The sequence below is a fragment of the Bartonella rattaustraliani AUST/NH4 genome (assembly GCF_000312565.1).
GTDB classification, from domain to species: domain Bacteria; phylum Pseudomonadota; class Alphaproteobacteria; order Rhizobiales; family Rhizobiaceae; genus Bartonella; species Bartonella rattaustraliani.
The window spans coordinates 113,993-133,953 of the sequence record NZ_CALW02000031.1 but is presented as its reverse complement, the minus strand read 5'-3'; the positions used below and the strand labels follow the sequence as shown (position 1 = coordinate 133,953).

Genomic DNA, 19,961 nt, shown 5'->3' with positions numbered 1-19,961 from the left:
AATGGTGCAAATTTCCCCTTACTTTCAGTTGATGCGTGCAGGATGGGTTTTAGCGCGTGAAGGTGTTTTAAGTGCTCTCCCTCACGATGGTCTTCAAGGGTTTCCAGCATTATGTCATCGTGTAGCAGGTGTGTTAGCTAGACGCAAAACGAAAAAAAAACACCGTTTCGAAAATATTTCTTATGCCATTAATAAACTTGGTCCCTCTTACATAAAACTTGGTCAGTTTCTTGCTACCAGACCCGATATTGTCGGGCGTGATATTGCCGGAGATTTGGCACAGCTACAAGATCGTGTCCAAACATTTTCCTGTACCGATGCTATTGCACAAGTTGAAAGTTCGCTTGGTTGTTCTATCAATGATTTATTCATAAACTTTCACCCACCCATTGCTGCCGCTTCTATTGCTCAAGTTCATCCTGCTGAATATGATGATGGAACCGGTCATATCAAAAAATGCGCTGTTAAAGTGATCCGCCCCAATATCAGAGCACGTTTTGCTAAAGATCTGAGAGGATTCTATCTCGTTGCCCATTTACAAGAGCGTTATGTACCAGCTTCTCGACGATTACGCCCCGTTTGTGTGGTTGATACTTTAGCACAAACCACACGTATTGAAATGGATTTACGCCTAGAAGCAGCTGCTATCTCAGAAATGGCTGAAAATATTCAATATGATGCAGGGTTTCGTGTTCCACAAATCGATTGGGAAAGAACAGGACGCAATGTTCTTACAATGGAATGGATCGATGGTATCAGAATATCTGAAATTTCTGCTCTTAAAAAAGCGGGCTTTGATTTGAAAGTGCTTGCCATTACGCTTATCCAATCCTTTCTTCGTCATACATTGCGTGATGGTTTTTTTCACGCCGATATGCATCCTGGTAATTTATTTGTAGACCCACAGGGATGTATTGTTGCTGTTGATTTAGGAATTACAGGACGACTCGGCAAAAAAGAAAAACATTTTCTTGCTGAAATCCTTTATGGCTTTATTACGCGCGATTACCATCGGGTGGCACGTGCTCATTTTGACGCAGGCTATGTTCCTCCACATCACAATATTGAAAGCTTTGCTCAAGCCAATCGTGCCATTGGGGAACCAATTCACGGACAATCAGCACAAAGTATTTCCATGGCTAAATTGCTCACACTGTTGTTTGAAGTTACTGAACTGTTTGATATGCAAACACGACCTGAGCTCTTATTATTACAAAAGACTATGGTTGTTGTTGAAGGCGTAGCGCGCACATTGGACCCTCATTTTAACATGTGGAAAGCTTCTGAACCTGTTGTCAAAGAATGGATTAGCAAAAATTTAGGGCCGGCAGGATTAGCAAAAGACTTTAGTGAAGGAGCACAAGCTCTCCTTTCTCTTGCCCGTAAAACTCCACAATTGATACAAAATTTTCAACGTATGGAAGAAGATCTCAATCAAATGAGAGAAACAGGCCTGCATCTTTCTCCCGCCACTCTTAAACAACTGGCGGCCGAGCAAAGTCGCAACAATCGTTATGGTCGTTATAGTCTCTTTATCATTGCACTTTGTTGTCTTTGTCTCACTTTTTTCTTTTTTACCTTTTCTAATTTTCCCAATATGCTAAAAATATCTATAATGAAATCATTGCAATCACTTTATTTGTTGGATATTTTTTATGGCTAGTATTACCATTCGTAATCTTTCTCCTGAAGTAAAAGAATCTTTGCGTCTACGCGCTGCGCAAAATGGCGTTTCTATGGAAGAAGAAGCGCGTCGCATTTTAAGTAATCCCACCAAGACAGCTCTACTACCTTCTCAAGCAAGCACCCTTGAAGCGCAATCATTGCAATCAAAATCTCTTCTTCTTATTATTGGTGGCAGTGTTGCAGCTTATAAAGCACTTGATCTCATTCGCCGTTTGCAAGAACGCGGAGCACATTTAAACATTATCATGACAAAAGCAGCACAAAAATTTATTTCGCCTTTAGCAGTAGAAGCTTTGAGCGGTCGCAGCGTGTATAGTGATTTATTTTCACGTGAAGAAGAACATGATATCGGACATATTCGGCTGGCACGTAATGCTGACCTTATTATTTTAGTGCCCGCCACAGCCAATCGCATTGCAAAAATAGCCAATGGCATAGGAGATGATCTTGCTGATTGTGTGCTTTTGGCAGCGCGCTGCCCACTTTTGATCGCACCTGCCATGAATCCTGCCATGTGGGCACATCCAGCAACTGTTCGCAATGTCGCACAATTGCGCACAGATGGCGTACATATAGTTGGTCCAGAAACCGGAGAAATGGCTGAGCGCGATGAAGCAGGCTGCGGACGTATGAGTGAACCTTTAACTATTGTTGCTGCAGTAGAGACCCTTTTAGGTATACATGAAAAACCACTTTCTGGACGCCATTTCATTGTGACTTCTGGTCCGACCCATGAACCAATTGATCCTGTGCGTTATCTTGCCAATCGTTCTTCAGGAAAACAAGGGCACGCTATTGCAACGGTTCTCGCCCATTTGGGTGCAAAAGTCACCCTTGTTTGTGGACCGGTTGATCTTGCCGACCCACAAGAAGTAAAAACTATTCATGTTGAAACTGCATGTCAAATGTTACAAGCTGTTCAAGCTGCATTACCTGCCGATGGTGCAATTTTTGTTGCCGCTGTTTGTGATTGGCGTAGCAAAACACAATCTTTATACAAGATAAAAAAGAGCGCTCATGAATCACCACCATCTTTGCATATGATCGAAAATCCTGATATTTTGGCCATAATTGGACATGCTGCAAACCGCCCACCATTGGTAATTGGCTTTGCGGCTGAAACCTGTGATATCATTGCAAATGCGCAGAAAAAATGTATCGAAAAAGGGGCAGATTTTATTCTTGCTAATAATGTCATTGTTCATGCTGATGGTACAAGTGTTATGGGGTCTGATACAAATCAAGTTTGTCTTGTCAGCAAAGAAAATGTTGAACAATGGTCGCAGATGAGTAAACAACATGTTGCGCAAAAATTGGCAAAGGTTATTGTATCATTCTTTGATACTTCATCTCCCTGATTATCCATGAAAAAAGTGCTTTGTTTTAAATAAAAAATTTCAAAACACCACTAGACTTCAGAAAATACAATACTTAAAAAAAGACAACACAAAATAAAAATGAACTCCACAGAACAAATCCCATAAAGTTATTTTTATTGTGCTCTTTGTTCATTAAACGAGTGTTTAATGAACAAAAGGTATGTACATCATTGGCAAAACCTTGATTCATAATATTTTTTATCGTTTCTCACCTTGAATCACAACCTCGAATACCCATAAGATTCTCTCATTTCAAATCACTTCATGTTGAATCAATTTTATTCACTTAGCTTTATGTCATAAGCGGGATTGGCAGATAGGTAAAAATTAGTAAGGATAAGGATGAAAAATGCCTTTCATGAATCGTCTTAATGCAAGAGCTGTCGCAATATTATCCGTAGGTTTCCTATCTATTTGTATATGGAGCCCAGCCCCAAGTAGACGCATAAAGTTTTCTTTATATCTTTGAACAATTGAGAACAACATTGGTTATGAATAGCAACATAAACACTATCAGAAATCGTAAGCACTGTTTTTGATATGTGATTATGCGTTTATAAATCACATATGGGTTCGAAAGCATACATTTACGTTTTGATTTTGTTATATATAAAATTAAAATGATATTGCTTTTATGCAATGATAGTGAAATCTCGAGGTTAAAATGACTGTTTCTATTCGTCCCGGTAACAAAGCCGATGCCGAGGCAGCGATCGCAGTTTTGCGCCAATCTGTAATGCAATTGTGCAAGGATGATCATCAAGACGATGAAGCTGAAATTATGAACTGGCTCTCCAATAAGACTCCTGCGTTCTGGGAAGCATGGATCAATCGCGAAGATACCACAGTTCTTGTTGCGGAAATTGCCGACAACGTTGTTGGGATCGGCATGGTAGATGCACGGGGTGAAATCCTCCTCAATTACGCTCACCCTAACGCACACTTCAAGGGAATAAGCAAGGCGATATTGCTTGCACTTGAAGACAAAGCCCGCGCACGTGGGCTAAAGATGTGCTCCTTGGAAAGCACCAAAACTGCCAAGAAATTTTATAAGGATAGGGGCTATCAAGCAGTGACTGGTGGTCCCCTCCACCTGTCAAAACAGCTATAATAACAAAGCGCATTTATCATAAGGCGAGAGTATCGCCATCTGTAGGATATTTAAGCGGGGCTTAGTTAGAACAATTGTTTACATCTTAAACATTCATTGAATCAAATTTCATTCTATATGCTTGGTATATTTATAAAGCGTACTTCGTCCAATTTTCAGAAGTTTGCATATTTCAGCTATAGGTTGGTTTTTATCAAGCATCATTTGCAATGCGAAAATCTTCTCTGGTTGCAAGGGTGGACGCCCACCCTTGCGCCCACGTGCGCGTGCTGCCTTGAGACCACCATGGGTGCGCTCAAAGATTGCTACGAACACCCGTAAAGATAAGCAAACGCAAAGCCAATTGTGTGAGGATTGTGTTTGACAAAGCATCTTATAAAAAACTGCACATCTTTCCAGTCCATTGAAGGCATATTAATCACTTTATGGCGTTGCTTTCCTAAGAAGGCCCGTACTTTCGCTGTTGCTTGTAAATCAACATCCAAGCCCAAAGCAGCAGTATGTTTGAGACAAAGATTAAAGGCGGATGAGTACTCTCTCTGCTGTTGCAGCTTTTGTATGCCATATGGGGGCTAGTGTATTGCGTATATCTACTTGTATAATTTCTGAAATGGGAAGACAGCCTTAGGGAATACATGAAGTTGTAAAAGTGAACACCACAATCTCCATCCTCACCATCATTCTTGCATTCAGCTTTACGGCTTTTAAAATACCCACAGCAATGTCTTTAAGAGAATGAAGATACCGCATTGTTTCACACTTTTGTTTTTCACGTTCTTTAATGGAATCACGTCCTTCACGTAAAACACAACGCCACCGACGTTGCACATTCACGGGCTTGTTTTAAAGAAACCTCTCTTAGAGTTCCCAAACCTATTTCGCAGCGCTATTTTAGTGAATTGTATAACGATAAAGTCTGTATACTAATAAACCTATTGAGAACCACCATTTTCACGCTTATTAAGGGATAAACCCGTATCATTATTCCCTTTACCAACTCATGGTCTATTAACCGACTTATAGTATATTTACGAGCTCATGAGATTGCGACACTCCTTGCATGAAAGCGGTTCATAAGAAACATTTTTTCTCCTTTCCTCACTCATTTTACCCACGTGCCAATCCCGCTGATAATGTAAAGCCAAGTAAACAAAGTTGATTCAACATAAAGTGGTTTGAGATGAGAGAATCTTATGGGTATTCGGGGTTGTGATTCAAGGTGACAAACGAAAAAACCATTATGAATCAATATATTGACAATGATTAAACGGCGCTCAAATTCTGCTAAGGCTGCAAATATGTGGAACACCAATCGACCTGTGGCCGAACGCATTTCAATTCTCTCTGTCGTACTTTAAAACTCAATTCCAGCAGTTTCAAGCTCAGCTACAATTTTAACTCACTCATGCAGTAAACAGCCTAAGCGGTCAAGGCGCTACACAACAAGTAGATAGCCTTTACATGCAAAGCTTAAAACTTCAGCTAATCCTAATCGAGCTAATTTTGCATCCGTAGCTGTGTCTGTAAAGATTTCTCACAACCTACGGCCATTAAAGCATCGCACTGTAAATCCATTTTTCATTAGCTGTTGAAACACATACATAATCAGTTTTCATAATTTAGTCTATTTATCCAATAAAATTCAAGGTTTATAGACTTTGTTTTATAGATAGAAGAATACACATAAAAAAGATAAATTTAAATAATAAAAATATATTCTATAAAATAGCCATTTTTGCACAAAAAATAATCTCTCTCTTAAGAGGGATATAAATCCATACTTTAGTATCTTTATAAAAGAGTGATTGGTGCTTTTCTTGGTATGTCATGTATGCTGTTTATTTTATGAACGTTATAGCAAAATCCTCTCGCTGTTTTTACAATGCTTAACTCCATTCTAAAACAGAAAAGATTCTTAACTTGCCTAATTTGCAATCATATGAATTTTTCTCACGTATATTTCATCTGCTGACCACTGATATAATGCATTTTATAAATTTTATGCGTAAAACATAATCTGAATATGCTCTTCCATTTCATACTCCCATAGTTTATTGTGATAAAAGAAAAAGTTTTACAGCACTATGGACAAAAGTACCATCTTTTGACTATTCGCACATAACACTTTGATTTATAAATATTATTTTCGTTTCTCATCTTGAATCATCACCCCAAATATTATAAGTTCTCCTTTCAAACTTTTTTATATTGAATCAATTTTATTCTCTTGGCTTTACACTATCAGCGGGATTGGTGCGAGGAATAAAAATGAGCGAAAAAAGAGGAAAAATGCCTCTCATGACCCGCCTTCGTGCAAGAGCTGTCGCAATCTCATGAGTTAGTCAATATACCATGAACTGGTAAATAGAATAATGGTGCCGGCTCGTTATGAATGTTACAGAAAAATCCTACCGCAATTTTTACAATGCTTAACTCCATTCTAAAGTAGGAAGATTTTTAACCTGCACCCATTTGCAATCATATGAATTTCTCTCACATTATTTCATCTACGAACCACTGATATGATACACTTTATAAATTCTACGAATAAAACATGATCTGAATATGCTCTTCTATTTTACACTCCCATGGTTTATTGCAACAAAAGAAAAGTAAAATTCATGAGAAATAATATTGTACTCCTCAATATATAAATGGTACAAGCGTGCCTCTTATTTTAGAAAACAATAATATATTATATTCAATAAAAAACAGCAGTTAAAACATTTCTGGATATGATAAAAATGTTTGGTACACTCTAAGAAAATAATAGTTTTAAAGTGGCTATTAAATTAGAAAGTGGTAAAAAACACATTGCGCTTTACTCACAACTCTCCTATAAAGAAAAGTTAAAATCCAAAAATAATTTTTCTTTTTTCAAGTAATAACCGAGACGAATATTCAATTAAAAAATCTTCTGTATAAGCTACGCCAATTCTCATTTAGAAACAAAATTATCAACGGAAACAATGGCAATCTTTAAACCCTCAAAAACGCTAACATCTAAAAACGTATCCTTAATTACATAAAGAACTAAAAAAGTGACAAGAAAAAAGCGCTTCTTACAAAAAAGAAAACTTTGCTGTTAAAGTAGTAGACTTTAATACAAAAATTCCAAACTCATCCTTTCATTTTTTATGCAATTCCTGAAAATGAAAAACACTTTAAATTATTCAATTCATATTTAAATAAACTAAAAAGCAATATAACAGTAGATAAAACAACTGGACACGTATCTCTTACACCTAATTTTTTTAAAGTAGCAGATAAAATAGTTAAAGATCTGTTAAAAAGAAAACTAATAAATAAAAAAGACCTTCTCATAAAATATGATAGTTTAAATTACCCCGTACAAAGCTCATTTTCTCAGTTAACAGGAAAATTAGCGGCAAAATTAAAAAAACTGAACATATAAAACTAAAAAATTATTTTCCAAAGTCCACGTTTAAATACTTTAATTTAAAATCATCTGAATTTTATGAAAGCTTCTGAAACTGTGTGGCCTCCTTATATCCTAAAAGATTGGATAAAAGAACAAGGACCATATATAAGCTGTTATCTCTATTATCTCTATCTGAAAGGCTTTAGAACAGGTGGTTTCTATTCAACAGATCCCAGAGATTGTTTATATGCTTCTTCAGAGATGATTGAAATAGCTAATAGATTATCTGAAATCGTTAATAATCACTATGCAACAACTCTATCAATAAAAGAATATCACAAAGAAATTTCAAACTTTATAAAAATTTCATGGAAAGTACCATAAAAATTTTAAGGAAAGCAAGAAATTAAAAATAATGCCTAATAAGTATAAAAATTATTATACTTTTGATTTTGAAGCTATCGTAAAAGAACCCATAACATTTTATATGGTTTCAATTTATATCATATAAATACGTTCTAGCTTACCCTACTGAAAGAAAAATTTTTACAATTATGGACAAAAATATCATCTCTTGACCATTCATGAACAAAGTTATAGCTTCTGTGAAGAAATACATCTTTAAAACACTCTCTTGTTTTCACTGTTTTTTTCTTATTTTACTTGGTTACTATGATTTTTACTGCTGCCTATCGCGCTTTGCAACGTCTTATAACGCCACAATATCGCTCTATGATATTGAAAGCTTTGGGTATTACCTTTGTTGTGCTCGCCCTTCTATGGTTAAGTATGCGGCAACTTTTTATATCTTATTTTTGGCCATGGATTGCTCATTTTCTTCCCGGATTACCAAGTTGGGCGGGATGGTTGGGATTTGGTATGCTTATCATTTTGAATCTTGGTTTAGCTTTGTTTATGGCTTTTTTCATTGCCCCAATTACCGCTATGATTGGTGGTTTGTTCATTGATTCTGCTGCTGAAATTATTGAAAAAGAAGACTATCAAAATGAGCCTGTTGGACAAGCTCTGCCGTTTGGGCGCTCTCTTATTCTTTCCTTAAAATTTGTTATTCTAAGCCTTTTGGGGAATGGCATCGCTTTTCTTTTGTTTTTCGTGCCAGGTATCAATTTGATAGCCTTTTATATTATTAATGGTTATTTGCTCGGTCGTGAATATTTTGTATTTGCTGCCTATCGGTTTCGACCTGAAAAAGAAGCACATGCTTTTTTACGAACTCATTACATAACAGTTTTTGGTGCAGGATTGTTGATCGCACTTTTCGTTTCGATTCCCATTCTTAACTTAGCAACACCGCTTTTCGCAGCTGCCTTTATGACACACTTACATAAAATGCTTTCAAAAAACACCACCGCATGTATTCCAAAAAACCAATTATAGCATTGGATTCAGCCTGTAAATATTGCCAAACATAGCATAGAAAGCCCTAACATTATCGGTGATTGGATGTGTAAAAACAACCAACAAAGAGAAGTCTTTCCTCTTAAAGAACTATTCCTCTTATCAAGAAGTCTCCTTGAAAAGGACCTTGCTCTAACATAAGCATCTCGCTAGCATAATACTGCTGCATTCATTATTTTTATAAACTGTTATAGCCTTATTGGTGTTTACCTTTATATTTCTTTGGCTTAAGGATCGCACCACTGTCATTCATAGTCCAATGTTGGTTTTTCATAAAAAAACAGATAAAGTGTTTACCAACTAGCATGGGAATCAATTTTGGTATCAAAATAAAAGAATAGATAGCATAAACATTACAATCTCTAAAAAACTTAATTGTATAAACACTTTGAATAAAGATAGCTACTATAATCTTTGGAAACGTAAAAAATGAAAAAATAGTGAAATTAGAGCTATACGTGTAATAGTAAAAGTATTAAGTAAGTCTGTTTATTTAGCCAGAAAAGTGAGTCTGACCACTTAAATCTCTATTTTTTCGAATTGTGCAAAAAGTGTATAATATTTAAAAAGAGAGGCTATAAATTTAAAGAGAGGTTATAAAGATGAACTGGATTACGAATTATGTTCGTCCTAAAATTAACTCTATATTGAGACGTTCTGAAATTCCAGATAATCTATGGATCAAGGACCCCATAAATGGTGAAATGATTTTCCATAAAGACCTAGAACTGAATCAATATGTAAGCCCTAGTTCTGGTCACCACATGCGTATCAGCGCTAAAAGTCGTCTCATAAATTTTTTTGATGATGGACTTTATACGCCTCTTGAAAATCCAAAAGTTGTCGTTGATCCTTTAAAGTTTCGCGATGAAAAGCGTTATATTGACCGATTGAAAGATTACCGTTCCAAGCTTGGGGTTGACGATAATATTTTAAGTGCACACGGTACTATTGAGGGCTTGCCCATTATAGCCACCGTTCAAGACTTCGCTTTTATGGGGGGATCACTTGGCATAGCTTCAGGAGAAGCAATCATTAAAGCTTTTGAGACTGCCATTGCTAAAAAATGTCCTTTGGTTCTTTTTGCTGCTTCTGGTGGCGCACGCATGCAAGAAGGAACACTCTCACTGATGCAAATGCCCCGTACAACAGTCGCAATTGAAATGCTGAAAGAAGCAAAGCTTCCCTATATTGTTGTTCTCACCAATCCAACCACCGGTGGTGTCACTGCTTCTTATGCTATGCTTGGCGACATTCATATTGCCGAACCCGGTGCTATGATTGGTTTTGCAGGACCACGTGTGATTCAACAAACAATACGTGAAACTTTGCCTGAGGGCTTTCAAAGTAGCGAATATCTGCTCAAACATGGCATGATTGATATGGTTGTATCACGTTTAGAAATGAAAACGACTATTGCGCGACTTTTACGCTTAATGATGAAATGTCCTGCAGCGTCTCATCCTTCCAATCCATCTCCAACAGGTTATCAAACACCATTTTCTGCAACAACAGCAGCTTAACTTCATGGAAAAAAGCCCAATACAAAAGCTGGTGGATGATTTACTGAAAAGTTATCCAAAGAAATTTGATCTTTCTTTAAAACGTATTCTTCATCTCCTAGAACGTCTTGGTAATCCGCATTTAAAGCTTGCGCCTGTTATTCATATTGCTGGAACAAATGGCAAAGGATCAGCTTCAGCCATTTGTCGTGCTCTTTTAGAAAGTGCAGGATACCGTGTGCATGTCTATAGCTCACCTCACTTGGTGAACTGGAATGAACGATGTCGGCTAGGGCAACCAGGGAATGGCCAACTTGTTACAGAAAGCCAATTAGCAGAAACAATTCGTGAAGTTATAAAAGTAAACAGTCAAGAACCAATTACTGTTTTTGAAATTTTCACAGCTGCTGCCTTCATGCTCTTTAATAGACATCCAGCTGATGCTGTGGTTTTAGAAGTTGGATTGGGGGGACGTTTTGATGCGACCAATGTAATTAATAAGCCCGCTGTATCACTGATTATGCCCATTGATTATGATCATGAAGCTTTTCTCGGCAACACAATTGCACAAATAGCTTTTCAAAAAGGAGGCATTATAAAACCGACAGTTCCAGTCGTTATCGGTAAGCAAATTCACGATGAAACTCTTTCTGTTTTAACAACCCTTGCGGATAAAAATAAAGCATCTTATTTCCTGTTCGATCAAGATTATCAAAGCTATCGAGAATATGGGCGTATGGTATTTCAAAATGCTCAAGGTCTCATGGATCTGCCACTTCCTAACCTTATTGGAAGCCACCAAATTGCCAATGCTGGCGCCTCCCTTGAAGCAGTGTATCAAGCTGGTTTTCGACTTTCAGAACAAGCAATAAGTCATGCTCTGCGTGGTATTTACTGGCCAGCACGCATGCAGCACCTTACCCATGGATATTTGGTTGACAAGTTAGCTCCTGGTATTGATTTATGGTTAGATGGCGGTCACAATCCTGCTGCAGGAAAGGCCATTGCAGCAGAACTTACCCAATGGAAAAAACAATCAAACCGTCCTCTTATTATGATCGCTGGTATGCTTAACACGAAAGACGCTGTCGGTTATTTTCGTCCGTTAGCAAACCTCATAGAGAAAATCTACACGGTCCCATTAACCAACAACACTGCTGGTATGTGTCCAACAATTTTAGCTGAATCTGCAAAAAAAGTCGGGCTCTTTGCAACCCCGCAAACGCATCTACAAGAAGCCTTACATAGAATTAACATAGAGTATAGGCAAGCAATTGTTCTTATTGGTGGCTCCCTTTACCTTGCCGGCGATATTTTACGTGACAATAAAACACCACCATGTTAGAAATTAATTATCTGTGGAGCTTTGAAAGATAGACTTTTTGATCATGCAGCTTGATTATGCACTTTATCAACATCCTAAACTTATCACTGTTTTCGGCGGCTCTGGCTTTGTGGGGCGGCATGTCGTTGAAACTTTAACCAAGCGGGGTTATCGTGTTCGCATTGCTGTTCGTCATCCGCAAAAAGCTTACTACATGCTCCAAATCGGAGAAGTAGGACAAACGCAAATGCTTAAAACCAATGTAGGGCATCGCCCCTCTGTTGCGCGTGCATTGCTTGGAGCAGATGGTGCCGTTTTTCTTCCTGGTAGCTTAACGCAAGCAAACCAATCAAACTTTCAAAAAATACAAGTTGATGGCGCACAAAATGTCTCTGAATTAACAGCAGAAGCTGGTATTCCTCTTCTCTATATGTCAGCGCTTGTAACCAATCAAAACACTTCATCTCTTTATGCACGTGTTAAATTACTATGTGAGCAGATCGTTCAGAATACACATTCACAAGCAATCATTATGCGCCCATCCGTTATCTTTGGGCCAGAGGATTGTTTCTTTAATACTTTAGCAAACTTGTCATGCTTTTTACCGATTATACCCCTTTTTGGAGGTGGACAAAACAAATTGCAGCCCGTCTATGTCGGTGATATTGCTGAATTTATTTTACGTGCTTTAGAAGGACATGTTCCTTCTGGGAAAAGCTATGATCTGGGTGGTCCTCAAATTATTACATTCCAAAACGCCCTCGAACATACCTTAAAAATCATTCGCCGTAAAAAAACAATTCTTCCTATGCCTTTTTCTGTTGGGCTCTTTATGGGAAGTCTTTTGGGAACAATTGGTAAATTGCCTCTTGTGCCCACACTCATAACCGCGCATCATATACGCTTTCTGAAAGTGGATAACATTGTTTCTCAAGAAGCTATAAAAAATGGATATACTTTAGAAGGGGTAGGCATTACTCCCAAAGCAATGGCTGCATTCTTGCCAAATTATCTTTGGCGATTTCGCCCACAAGGTCAATTTTCCAAAAAAATGCTTATCTAGTGCATATAAGACATTGACTTAGAATAAAGAATTTATCGCTTTACAGGTTGTAATATCGTTAAATCCTTTCATTGCAAATCCTTTTTATGATGAATCAATGAGAACATGTCTCCCCATGTACATCACAAACAAAATCATTACGCGGATAAAAACCGCTTTTGAGAAGAAAGTAAAAATGGCTATTATAAATCGTTTCAATATAAGAACTATGAGCAATCATTAAGAGCTAAGAAAATGATAGTGCCAACTATGATAATGATTACAGCTTGTCGTTTACGTGAATAAATGATGATATACAATGGATTTTTTTGTTACATTTTTCATGAACAGCGTTGTGAAATAGAGTTTCTGAACGATCGAATAGGTCTCGTTAAAAAATACAACACACAGACGCGTAAGATATTCCGTAGCTTCATAATTTAAAGAGCTCTTGCTTGAGAGCATTTTACGAATTGTCAAACCGAATGAGAAGAAAGGCAAAAAGTCTTAGCACCTATTTTATACTTTCATATTTTTGCCCGATAAAGCTGTCTTCTCATTTTAGCAATTAACTCAAAAAGCATTTGGAAGAGATTGGATTTCACCTAGCGTACAAAAATTGATACAAATTGATTGATTTTGATTTCAAATATGCAGAAAAGAAAGATTTATAAGATAATGTATCAAAAACTGCTAAAGCTCACGTTTTATTGTTTTTTTATCGTTGAATTTGTATTTCTTCTTTATAAAAAAGAAAAACTTTTCTTGATGAAATTTACATGTCTTGCTCTTTATTCAACAATGCATTGATTCATAAGGATTATTTGTCGTTTCTTACCTTGAACCATACCACTGAATATTATAAGATTCTCTCGTTTCAAACCACTCTATATTGAATCAATTTTATTCACTTAGCTTGGATTTCATAAGCGGAGTTAGCATATGGGAAAATTACAGAAGAAAAATGCCTCGCATGAATCACCTTAATGTAAGAGCTGTCGCAACACCCATACGCTGGGAAATAGTATGATGATGCTGGCTTGTTTTTTCGATAAAGACAATCTCATTATAGTCTTTTACCATTTTTGCTTCTTCACAATTTAAAAATCACCCCCCCATACATTTTATTTGCTTAAAAGAATCTGCATAAACTCCTATTATCCCAAATTCTTTTATATCTTGTTGATAAAACCGTTCCTTCATCTATCAATATATGCTCATTACAAAGATTTATAAAAACTTGGAAAAAATTTTCATATAGAGAAATCTTTCTACTCCCTTGCATTTTTTTTTAATTTCTCCTACCGTCCGAGAAAAAATAATGTTAAAGGAATAAAAAATGGCAACTCTAGACTATGTTGTCAAAGATATCGCACTTGCTGCTTATGGGCATAAAGAACTTGATATTGCTGAAACAGAAATGCCTGGTCTTATGGCTTGTCGTAAGGAGTTTTCCTCAAGCCAGCCTTTACGGGGAGCACGTATTTCTGGCTCATTGCACATGACGATTCAAACAGCGGTTTTGATTGAAACATTGAAAGCACTCGGAGCTGATATACGATGGAGTTCTAGCAATATTTTTTCTACACAAGATCATGCAGCAGCGGCTATTGCAGCCAATGGTACTCCTGTCTTTGCGATCAAAGGCGAGACACTTGAAGAATATTGGACTTACATAGATGCCATTTTTCAATGGACTGATGGCAATCCCTCAAATCTTATCTTGGATGATGGCGCTGATGCGACAAATTATATTTTGATGGGATGCCGTGCAGAAACAAATAAAGATATACTATCTCACCCAAAGACAGAAGAGGAAGAACTCTTTTTTAAACAAATTCAAAAGCGTATGGATGCTACACCAGGTTTTTTCACACGCCAACGTGCAGCAATCAAGGGTGTGAGTGAAGAAACCACAACAGGCGTCAACCGCCTTTACCAATTACAAAAGGAAGGGCTTTTGCCTTTTCCTGCCATTAATGTCAATGATAGTGTTACGAAATCAAAATTTGATAATAAATATGGCTGTAGGGAGTCATTGGTAGATGGTATTCGACGTGCAACAGATGTGATGATAGCTGGAAAAACCGCCATTGTTTGTGGTTATGGTGATGTAGGGAAAGGCTCAGCAGCCTCTTTTTCAAGTGCTGGTGCTCGTGTCAAAGTGACAGAAATTGATCCGATCTGCGCCCTTCAAGCAGCAATGGATGGCTATGAAGTTGTGGATTTAGATGAGGCTGCTTCCAGTGCTGATATTATCATCACAACAACGGGTAATAGAGATATTGTGCGCTTAGACCATATGCGACAAGTGAAAGACATGTGTATCCTTGGAAATATTGGCCATTTTGATAATGAAATCCAAGTAGCAGCCCTTAGAAATTTGCCATGGACAAATATTAAACCGCAAGTTGACATGATTACCTTTCCCGATGGAAAACGTATTGTTTTGCTTTCTGAAGGGCGTTTATTGAATCTTGGAAATGCTACAGGACATCCCTCTTTTGTCATGTCAGCCTCATTTACCAACCAAGTTTTAGCGCAAATTGAGCTCTTTACCCGTTCAGAACATTACAAAAATGAAGTGGCTGTTTTGCCGAAGCATCTTGATGAAAAAGTTGCGCGTCTTCACCTTGATAGGCTAGGAATCAAATTAAGCGTTTTATCAGAAGAACAAGCTGCTTATATTGGAGTTACACCTCAAGGACCTTATAAACCAGATCATTATCGTTACTAATATGTTTCCTTGGGTTAAAAGAAAAAGGAAAAGGCACTGTGCTCAGCTTTGGTGATTACACCCCCAAAGAAAAAGCTCAAAAAATAATACGAATCTGTATGCATATTTTTTGCCTTATTTTCCTTTTTTTCCCCACATGTGTTGTGGCTCAATCATGGGAAACGCATTTGCCATTTCTCTTTACTTTACCCGATGGTCCATGGCTTTTTTTAGTACTCTGTGGGGGGATTTCTTGTGCCTCCTTCCTCACGTGTATAGCAGTTATTATGCGTGCCCAAAAAACTTCATGGAGACCTCTGCAAACTATCCAAACAGATTGTTCTGAAAAACTGAAATATTATGAGTGGCTTCTAGAAGAAACAGAACAACTTCTCCTCATTTGGGAAAATCCAACCGAATCTCCTCGTGTTGTTGGTCATCTTTCCACCTTACAAAAAAGTGAAATTTCTCAGCAAAATCTTCAACATTTTGAGCGTTGGATTGCAAAAAGTTCTCTGCAAGAACTTGACCATGCATTAACGCAATTGCGTTACAAATCGTATCCTTTTGAGCTTTCTATCACTACTATACATAATACGCTTTTACAAGTTACAGGGGTCATTGCCGGAACAGTAGCCATTGCACGCTTTCAAGACATCTCATCACAGCAGAGCGAAAATACGCGTTTACAAAAAGATATTGCCAAAGTTCTTATCGAGCTGAGCATGCAGCGTAATCTTCTTGATTGTATTCAAGAACCTGTATGGATACGAGATAATGAAGGAAATATTTGTTTTGCTAATCGTGCCTTTAGAGAAATGACACGCTTTCAAGAAGGCAGCAATGAAGTTTACGATCTTTTCAATGACACTAAACTAAACAAAACAGAGAAAACAGAAACGCTTTTTCAAGAACACGTGCATATAGTGATTGATGGAGAACGACACAACTTTCATCTCACACGGATTACAACAGAAGAAGGAATGGCAGCTTTTGCCCGTGATGATAGCGCGTATGAAAATCTTACCCATGAATTGAAATATATTCTTCAAAGCCATTGTGAAACACTTGATCAAATTTCAACAGCCGTAGCAATTTTTGACACCAATCAAAAATTGAAATTCTGCAATCATGCTTTTAAAATTTTATGGCCCTTAGAAAGTTCTTTTCTAGAAAGTGAACCGAGCCATATATTGCTTCTTGAACGTTTGCGTGAAAAAGGACTCATTGCTGAACACCCTGATTGGCGCGCATGGAAAGAAGAGCTTTTTAAAGCTTATCGGCAAACAGAATCAAATCAGCAAATTTGGAATCTTCCAGATGGGCGTACACTACGTGTTATTTCTACCCCTCATCCACAAGGGGGTGTCACTTGGCTTTATGAAAATCTTACTGAAAAAATTGATCTTGAACAACGCTATAATACACTTATTAAAATACAAGGCGAAACTCTTGATAAACTTTCAGAAGGAGTGGTGGTTTTTGGCACTGATGGGCGCCTTCGTTTATCTAATCCAGCCTTGTCTAAATTATGGTCTCTCCCCTATAATTTGTTGGTAGAAGGAACCCATATTACCCAATTACAAAGTCATTGTTCAGCCTTAACTTTGAAAAAAGAATGGGATCAATTTACTCAATTTATTACAGGCTTTGCTGAAAAACGTGACACATATTCAGGTCGGATGGACCTTGTCAACGGAATGATTATTGATTACACACTCGCACCACTTCCCAATGGGCAGACAATGCTTACTTTTGTTAATGTTACAGATTCTGTGCATGTTGCACGTGCTCTTCAAGAAAAAAATGCAGCCTTAGAAAGTGCTGATCGTCTGCGAAATGAATTTGTTCAACACGTCTCCTATGAATTGCGTACACCTCTCACCAATATTATTGGATTTTCTGATATTTTGCGTGACCAAATCTTTGGCTCTATTAACGCACGCCAAAAAGAATATCTTAGATATATTCATTCAGAATCAGACACTCTTTTGAATATTGTTAATGATATTCTTGACCTTGCAACTCTTGATGCAGGTATCATGGAGCTTGATATAAAACCGGTTAATATTGCTGATGCTATGATGCAAGCAGGAGCACGTCTGGAAGAACGCCTTAACGGACGTTATATTACACTTTTACAGCAAATTTCCCCATCCTTAAATTTTATTTCTGCTGATGCAACACGTCTTCATCAAATTTTCGTTAATATTCTGAGTAATGCTATTAATTTTGCAACAGAATCAAGCATTATTGAATTTTGCGCCGACGAACAAGACGAATACATTGTTTTCAGTGTTCATAATGAAGGGTCCGATATTCCTGAAGATGTTCTCGATAGAATTTTTAAGCGTTTTTCCTCTCATTCACATCATGGTGGGCGGGCAGGAGCAGGGCTTGGTCTTTCCTTAGTGAAAAGTTTTGTTGAACTCCACAGTGGGCATGTTGAAATTCTTACTGGCACTGGACAAGGAACAACCGTGAAATGTTTTTTTCCAATTCCCAAAGGAGATAAAGTTCTTTAATCTTATCCTTTCTTATGGCAAAATCCCCTCCTTTCATGGAACCGTTAATGAATTTTAGTTTTTTTCTTGAAAATGAAGAAGCAACAAGGCTTTTTGCACAAGATTTAGCTCTCGCTTTAAAGCCAGGCGATCTTATAACATTGCAAGGTGATCTTGGAACAGGAAAATCAACTATCGCGCGCGCGATCATTCATGCCCTTGCAAATGATAACACTATGGACGTTCCAAGCCCTACTTTTACTCTTGTTCAAAGCTACCAACTTTCACAATTGGAAATTATTCATGCTGACCTTTATCGCCTTTCTATAGCAGAAGAAGTTGATGAATTAGGACTCCACGAAACACGTGAACAACGAATTTTGCTTATTGAATGGCCAGAAAAAGCTGAAAATCTTTTAGGACCTGTTACCTTTGCACTTACCTTACGGCATGAAGGCTATGGGCGTCATGTCACTCTTACATCAGCACAACATGCTATGGAACGTTTTCAGCGGTCTTTTGTAATTCGCACATTTTTAAAAAACCATAAACGCGGTCATGTTCATCGTCATTTTTTGGCTGGTGATGCCTCTGCACGTACCTATGAACTTCTAGATGATGGGCACCACAAAGAAGTTCTTATGGATGCACCAACTATGCAAATAGCACAAAACACAGATCTTCCTTACATAACAATGGCACGTCTTGCAAAAGATATTCATCAATTTGTTGGGATTAATCAGCTCATTTTAGACAATGGATTTTCTGCTCCTCATATTTTTGTTACAGACTTTGAAAAAGGTCTTGTCATTTTAGAAGATTTTGGACGTGAAGGACTTTTAGATCAAACGGGCAATCCTATTGAAGAGCGTTATATTGCCTGTAGTCAATTGCTGGCTGCTTTCCACCAAAAATCATGGTCTTCAGAGAAGCAATTTACAACTTTTTTGCTTAAAATTCCCTCCTATGATTGCCAGGCACTGCAAGCAGAACTTTCTTTGTTACTGGATTGGTATTTGCCTTTTCAAACACAAAAAAGCTTGGAGCAAGAACAACGTAAAGCCTTTTTTGCTTGTTGGCAGCCCTATCTTGATAGTCTCGTTCAAGGAGAAAATACCTTTGTTATGCGTGATTATCATTCTCCCAACATTCTTTGGCGAAAAGATAAAGAAGGAACAGAGCGCATTGGTCTTCTTGACTTTCAAGACGGTTTAAAAGGTCCTACAGCCTATGACCTTGTTTCCTTAGCACAAGATGCACGCTTATTTATCTCACCAAAACTTGAAGAAAAAATTCTCGATGCCTATTGCCATGCACGTCATAAAGCACCACGACCTTTTGATGAAGATGCGTTGCGTAAACTCTATGCATTTGCAGGCGCTCAACGGATTTCAAAAATTTTAGGGATTTTTGTAAGACTCTCTCAGCGTGATGGAAAATCATCTTACCTTAAACACCTCCCCCATCTGCAGGATTATCTTGCCCGTAATCTCGCACACCCTATTCTGGCACCTTTACGAAATTTTTATCAAGAAATAGGACTCCTTTAGGCGGCCTCGTTACCATGTTGTTTTTTGCTTTCTTGATGACATCGTGAAGTTCTGATTGTAACCAACGTGATAAGAGGAACCAATCTTTAAAGACTTTAGTACCGCCCTATCAGCAATGCCCCGCTGAAATGTTGCAACATATTAATTTATAATGATAATTCATTGTTATTCACCTTGAATCACAACCTCGAATACTGTTAAGATTCTTTCTAAAACTTACTTAGATTGAATTAATTTTGTTCTCTTGGCTTTACACTATCAGCGGAATTGGCATAAGGGTAAAATTAGTGAGGAAAGAAGGAAAAATGCCTCTCATGAACCGCCTTCATGCAAGGATTATCGCAAC

General features: G+C 37.6%; 12 protein-coding genes and 1 pseudogene. 11 read left to right on the top strand and 2 right to left on the bottom strand.

What is annotated here, in order from left to right:
• Nucleotide 1: 1 nt before the first annotated feature.
• From ubiB to BN67_RS11650, 3 genes are all read left to right on the top strand, one after another.
• Nucleotides 2-1,663, top strand: coding sequence for a 2-polyprenylphenol 6-hydroxylase (gene ubiB, locus BN67_RS11655; RefSeq protein WP_033313161.1), 1,662 nt, complete (start codon nt 2-4; stop codon nt 1,661-1,663).
• Entirely contained in the window at nt 1,656-3,044 is a 1,389-nt protein-coding gene (gene coaBC, locus BN67_RS05270; RefSeq protein ID WP_019223100.1) for a bifunctional phosphopantothenoylcysteine decarboxylase/phosphopantothenate--cysteine ligase CoaBC, read from the top strand. The genes ubiB and coaBC overlap by 8 nt, the downstream gene beginning before the upstream one ends.
• Before the next feature lie 685 nt (nt 3,045-3,729).
• A complete protein-coding gene (locus tag BN67_RS11650) occupies nt 3,730-4,176 on the top strand; it encodes a GNAT family N-acetyltransferase (protein ID WP_019223098.1) in 447 nt (148 codons plus the stop codon).
• 108 nt (nt 4,177-4,284) lie between these two features.
• Here the strand turns inward: BN67_RS11650 and BN67_RS15215 are convergent, their stop codons facing one another.
• Both BN67_RS15215 and BN67_RS14825 read right to left on the bottom strand, forming a co-directional pair.
• Nucleotides 4,285-4,491, bottom strand: coding sequence for a helix-turn-helix domain-containing protein (locus BN67_RS15215; protein ID WP_202802735.1), 207 nt, complete (start codon nt 4,489-4,491; stop codon nt 4,285-4,287).
• Nucleotides 4,478-5,171 (bottom strand): annotated as a pseudogene (locus BN67_RS14825) (integrase arm-type DNA-binding domain-containing protein); the annotation flags it as partial. The gene BN67_RS15215 and the pseudogene BN67_RS14825, both read right to left, overlap by 14 nt.
• A gap of 2,483 nt (nt 5,172-7,654) precedes the next feature.
• Between BN67_RS14825 and BN67_RS14175 the strand changes: the two are divergent.
• From BN67_RS14175 to tsaE, 8 genes are all read left to right on the top strand, one after another.
• Complete coding sequence (locus BN67_RS14175; protein WP_156791636.1) at nt 7,655-7,942, top strand: hypothetical protein; 288 nt, start codon at nt 7,655-7,657, stop codon at nt 7,940-7,942.
• Between the two features lie 288 nt (nt 7,943-8,230).
• Nucleotides 8,231-8,956 carry a sulfate transporter family protein gene (locus tag BN67_RS05245; protein ID WP_019223096.1) on the top strand — a complete coding sequence of 242 codons (726 nt, stop codon included), beginning with the start codon at nt 8,231-8,233 and terminating at the stop codon, nt 8,954-8,956.
• A 623-nt stretch (nt 8,957-9,579) separates the two neighbouring features.
• Nucleotides 9,580-10,500 carry an acetyl-CoA carboxylase, carboxyltransferase subunit beta gene (gene accD / locus BN67_RS05240; RefSeq protein ID WP_019223095.1) on the top strand — a complete coding sequence of 307 codons (921 nt, stop codon included), beginning with the start codon at nt 9,580-9,582 and terminating at the stop codon, nt 10,498-10,500.
• A 4-nt stretch (nt 10,501-10,504) separates the two neighbouring features.
• Nucleotides 10,505-11,824: a bifunctional folylpolyglutamate synthase/dihydrofolate synthase gene (locus BN67_RS05235; RefSeq protein WP_019223094.1), complete on the top strand. Its 1,320-nt coding sequence runs from the start codon at nt 10,505-10,507 to the stop codon at nt 11,822-11,824.
• A gap of 43 nt (nt 11,825-11,867) precedes the next feature.
• The gene (locus tag BN67_RS05230) at nt 11,868-12,866 is read left to right on the top strand and encodes a complex I NDUFA9 subunit family protein (protein ID WP_019223093.1); all 999 of its coding nucleotides are present in this window, start codon (nt 11,868-11,870) and stop codon (nt 12,864-12,866) included.
• Nucleotides 12,867-14,184: 1,318 nt separating this feature from the next.
• Complete coding sequence (gene ahcY, locus BN67_RS05215; RefSeq protein ID WP_019223089.1) at nt 14,185-15,582, top strand: adenosylhomocysteinase; 1,398 nt, start codon at nt 14,185-14,187, stop codon at nt 15,580-15,582.
• Between the two features lie 38 nt (nt 15,583-15,620).
• Nucleotides 15,621-18,086: a sensor histidine kinase gene (locus BN67_RS05210; RefSeq protein ID WP_019223088.1), complete on the top strand. Its 2,466-nt coding sequence runs from the start codon at nt 15,621-15,623 to the stop codon at nt 18,084-18,086.
• Nucleotides 18,087-18,133: 47 nt separating this feature from the next.
• Nucleotides 18,134-19,615, top strand: a complete 1,482-nt coding sequence (tsaE, locus tag BN67_RS05205) for a tRNA (adenosine(37)-N6)-threonylcarbamoyltransferase complex ATPase subunit type 1 TsaE (protein WP_026088183.1) — start codon at nt 18,134-18,136, stop codon at nt 19,613-19,615.
• Nucleotides 19,616-19,961 lie beyond the last annotated feature (346 nt).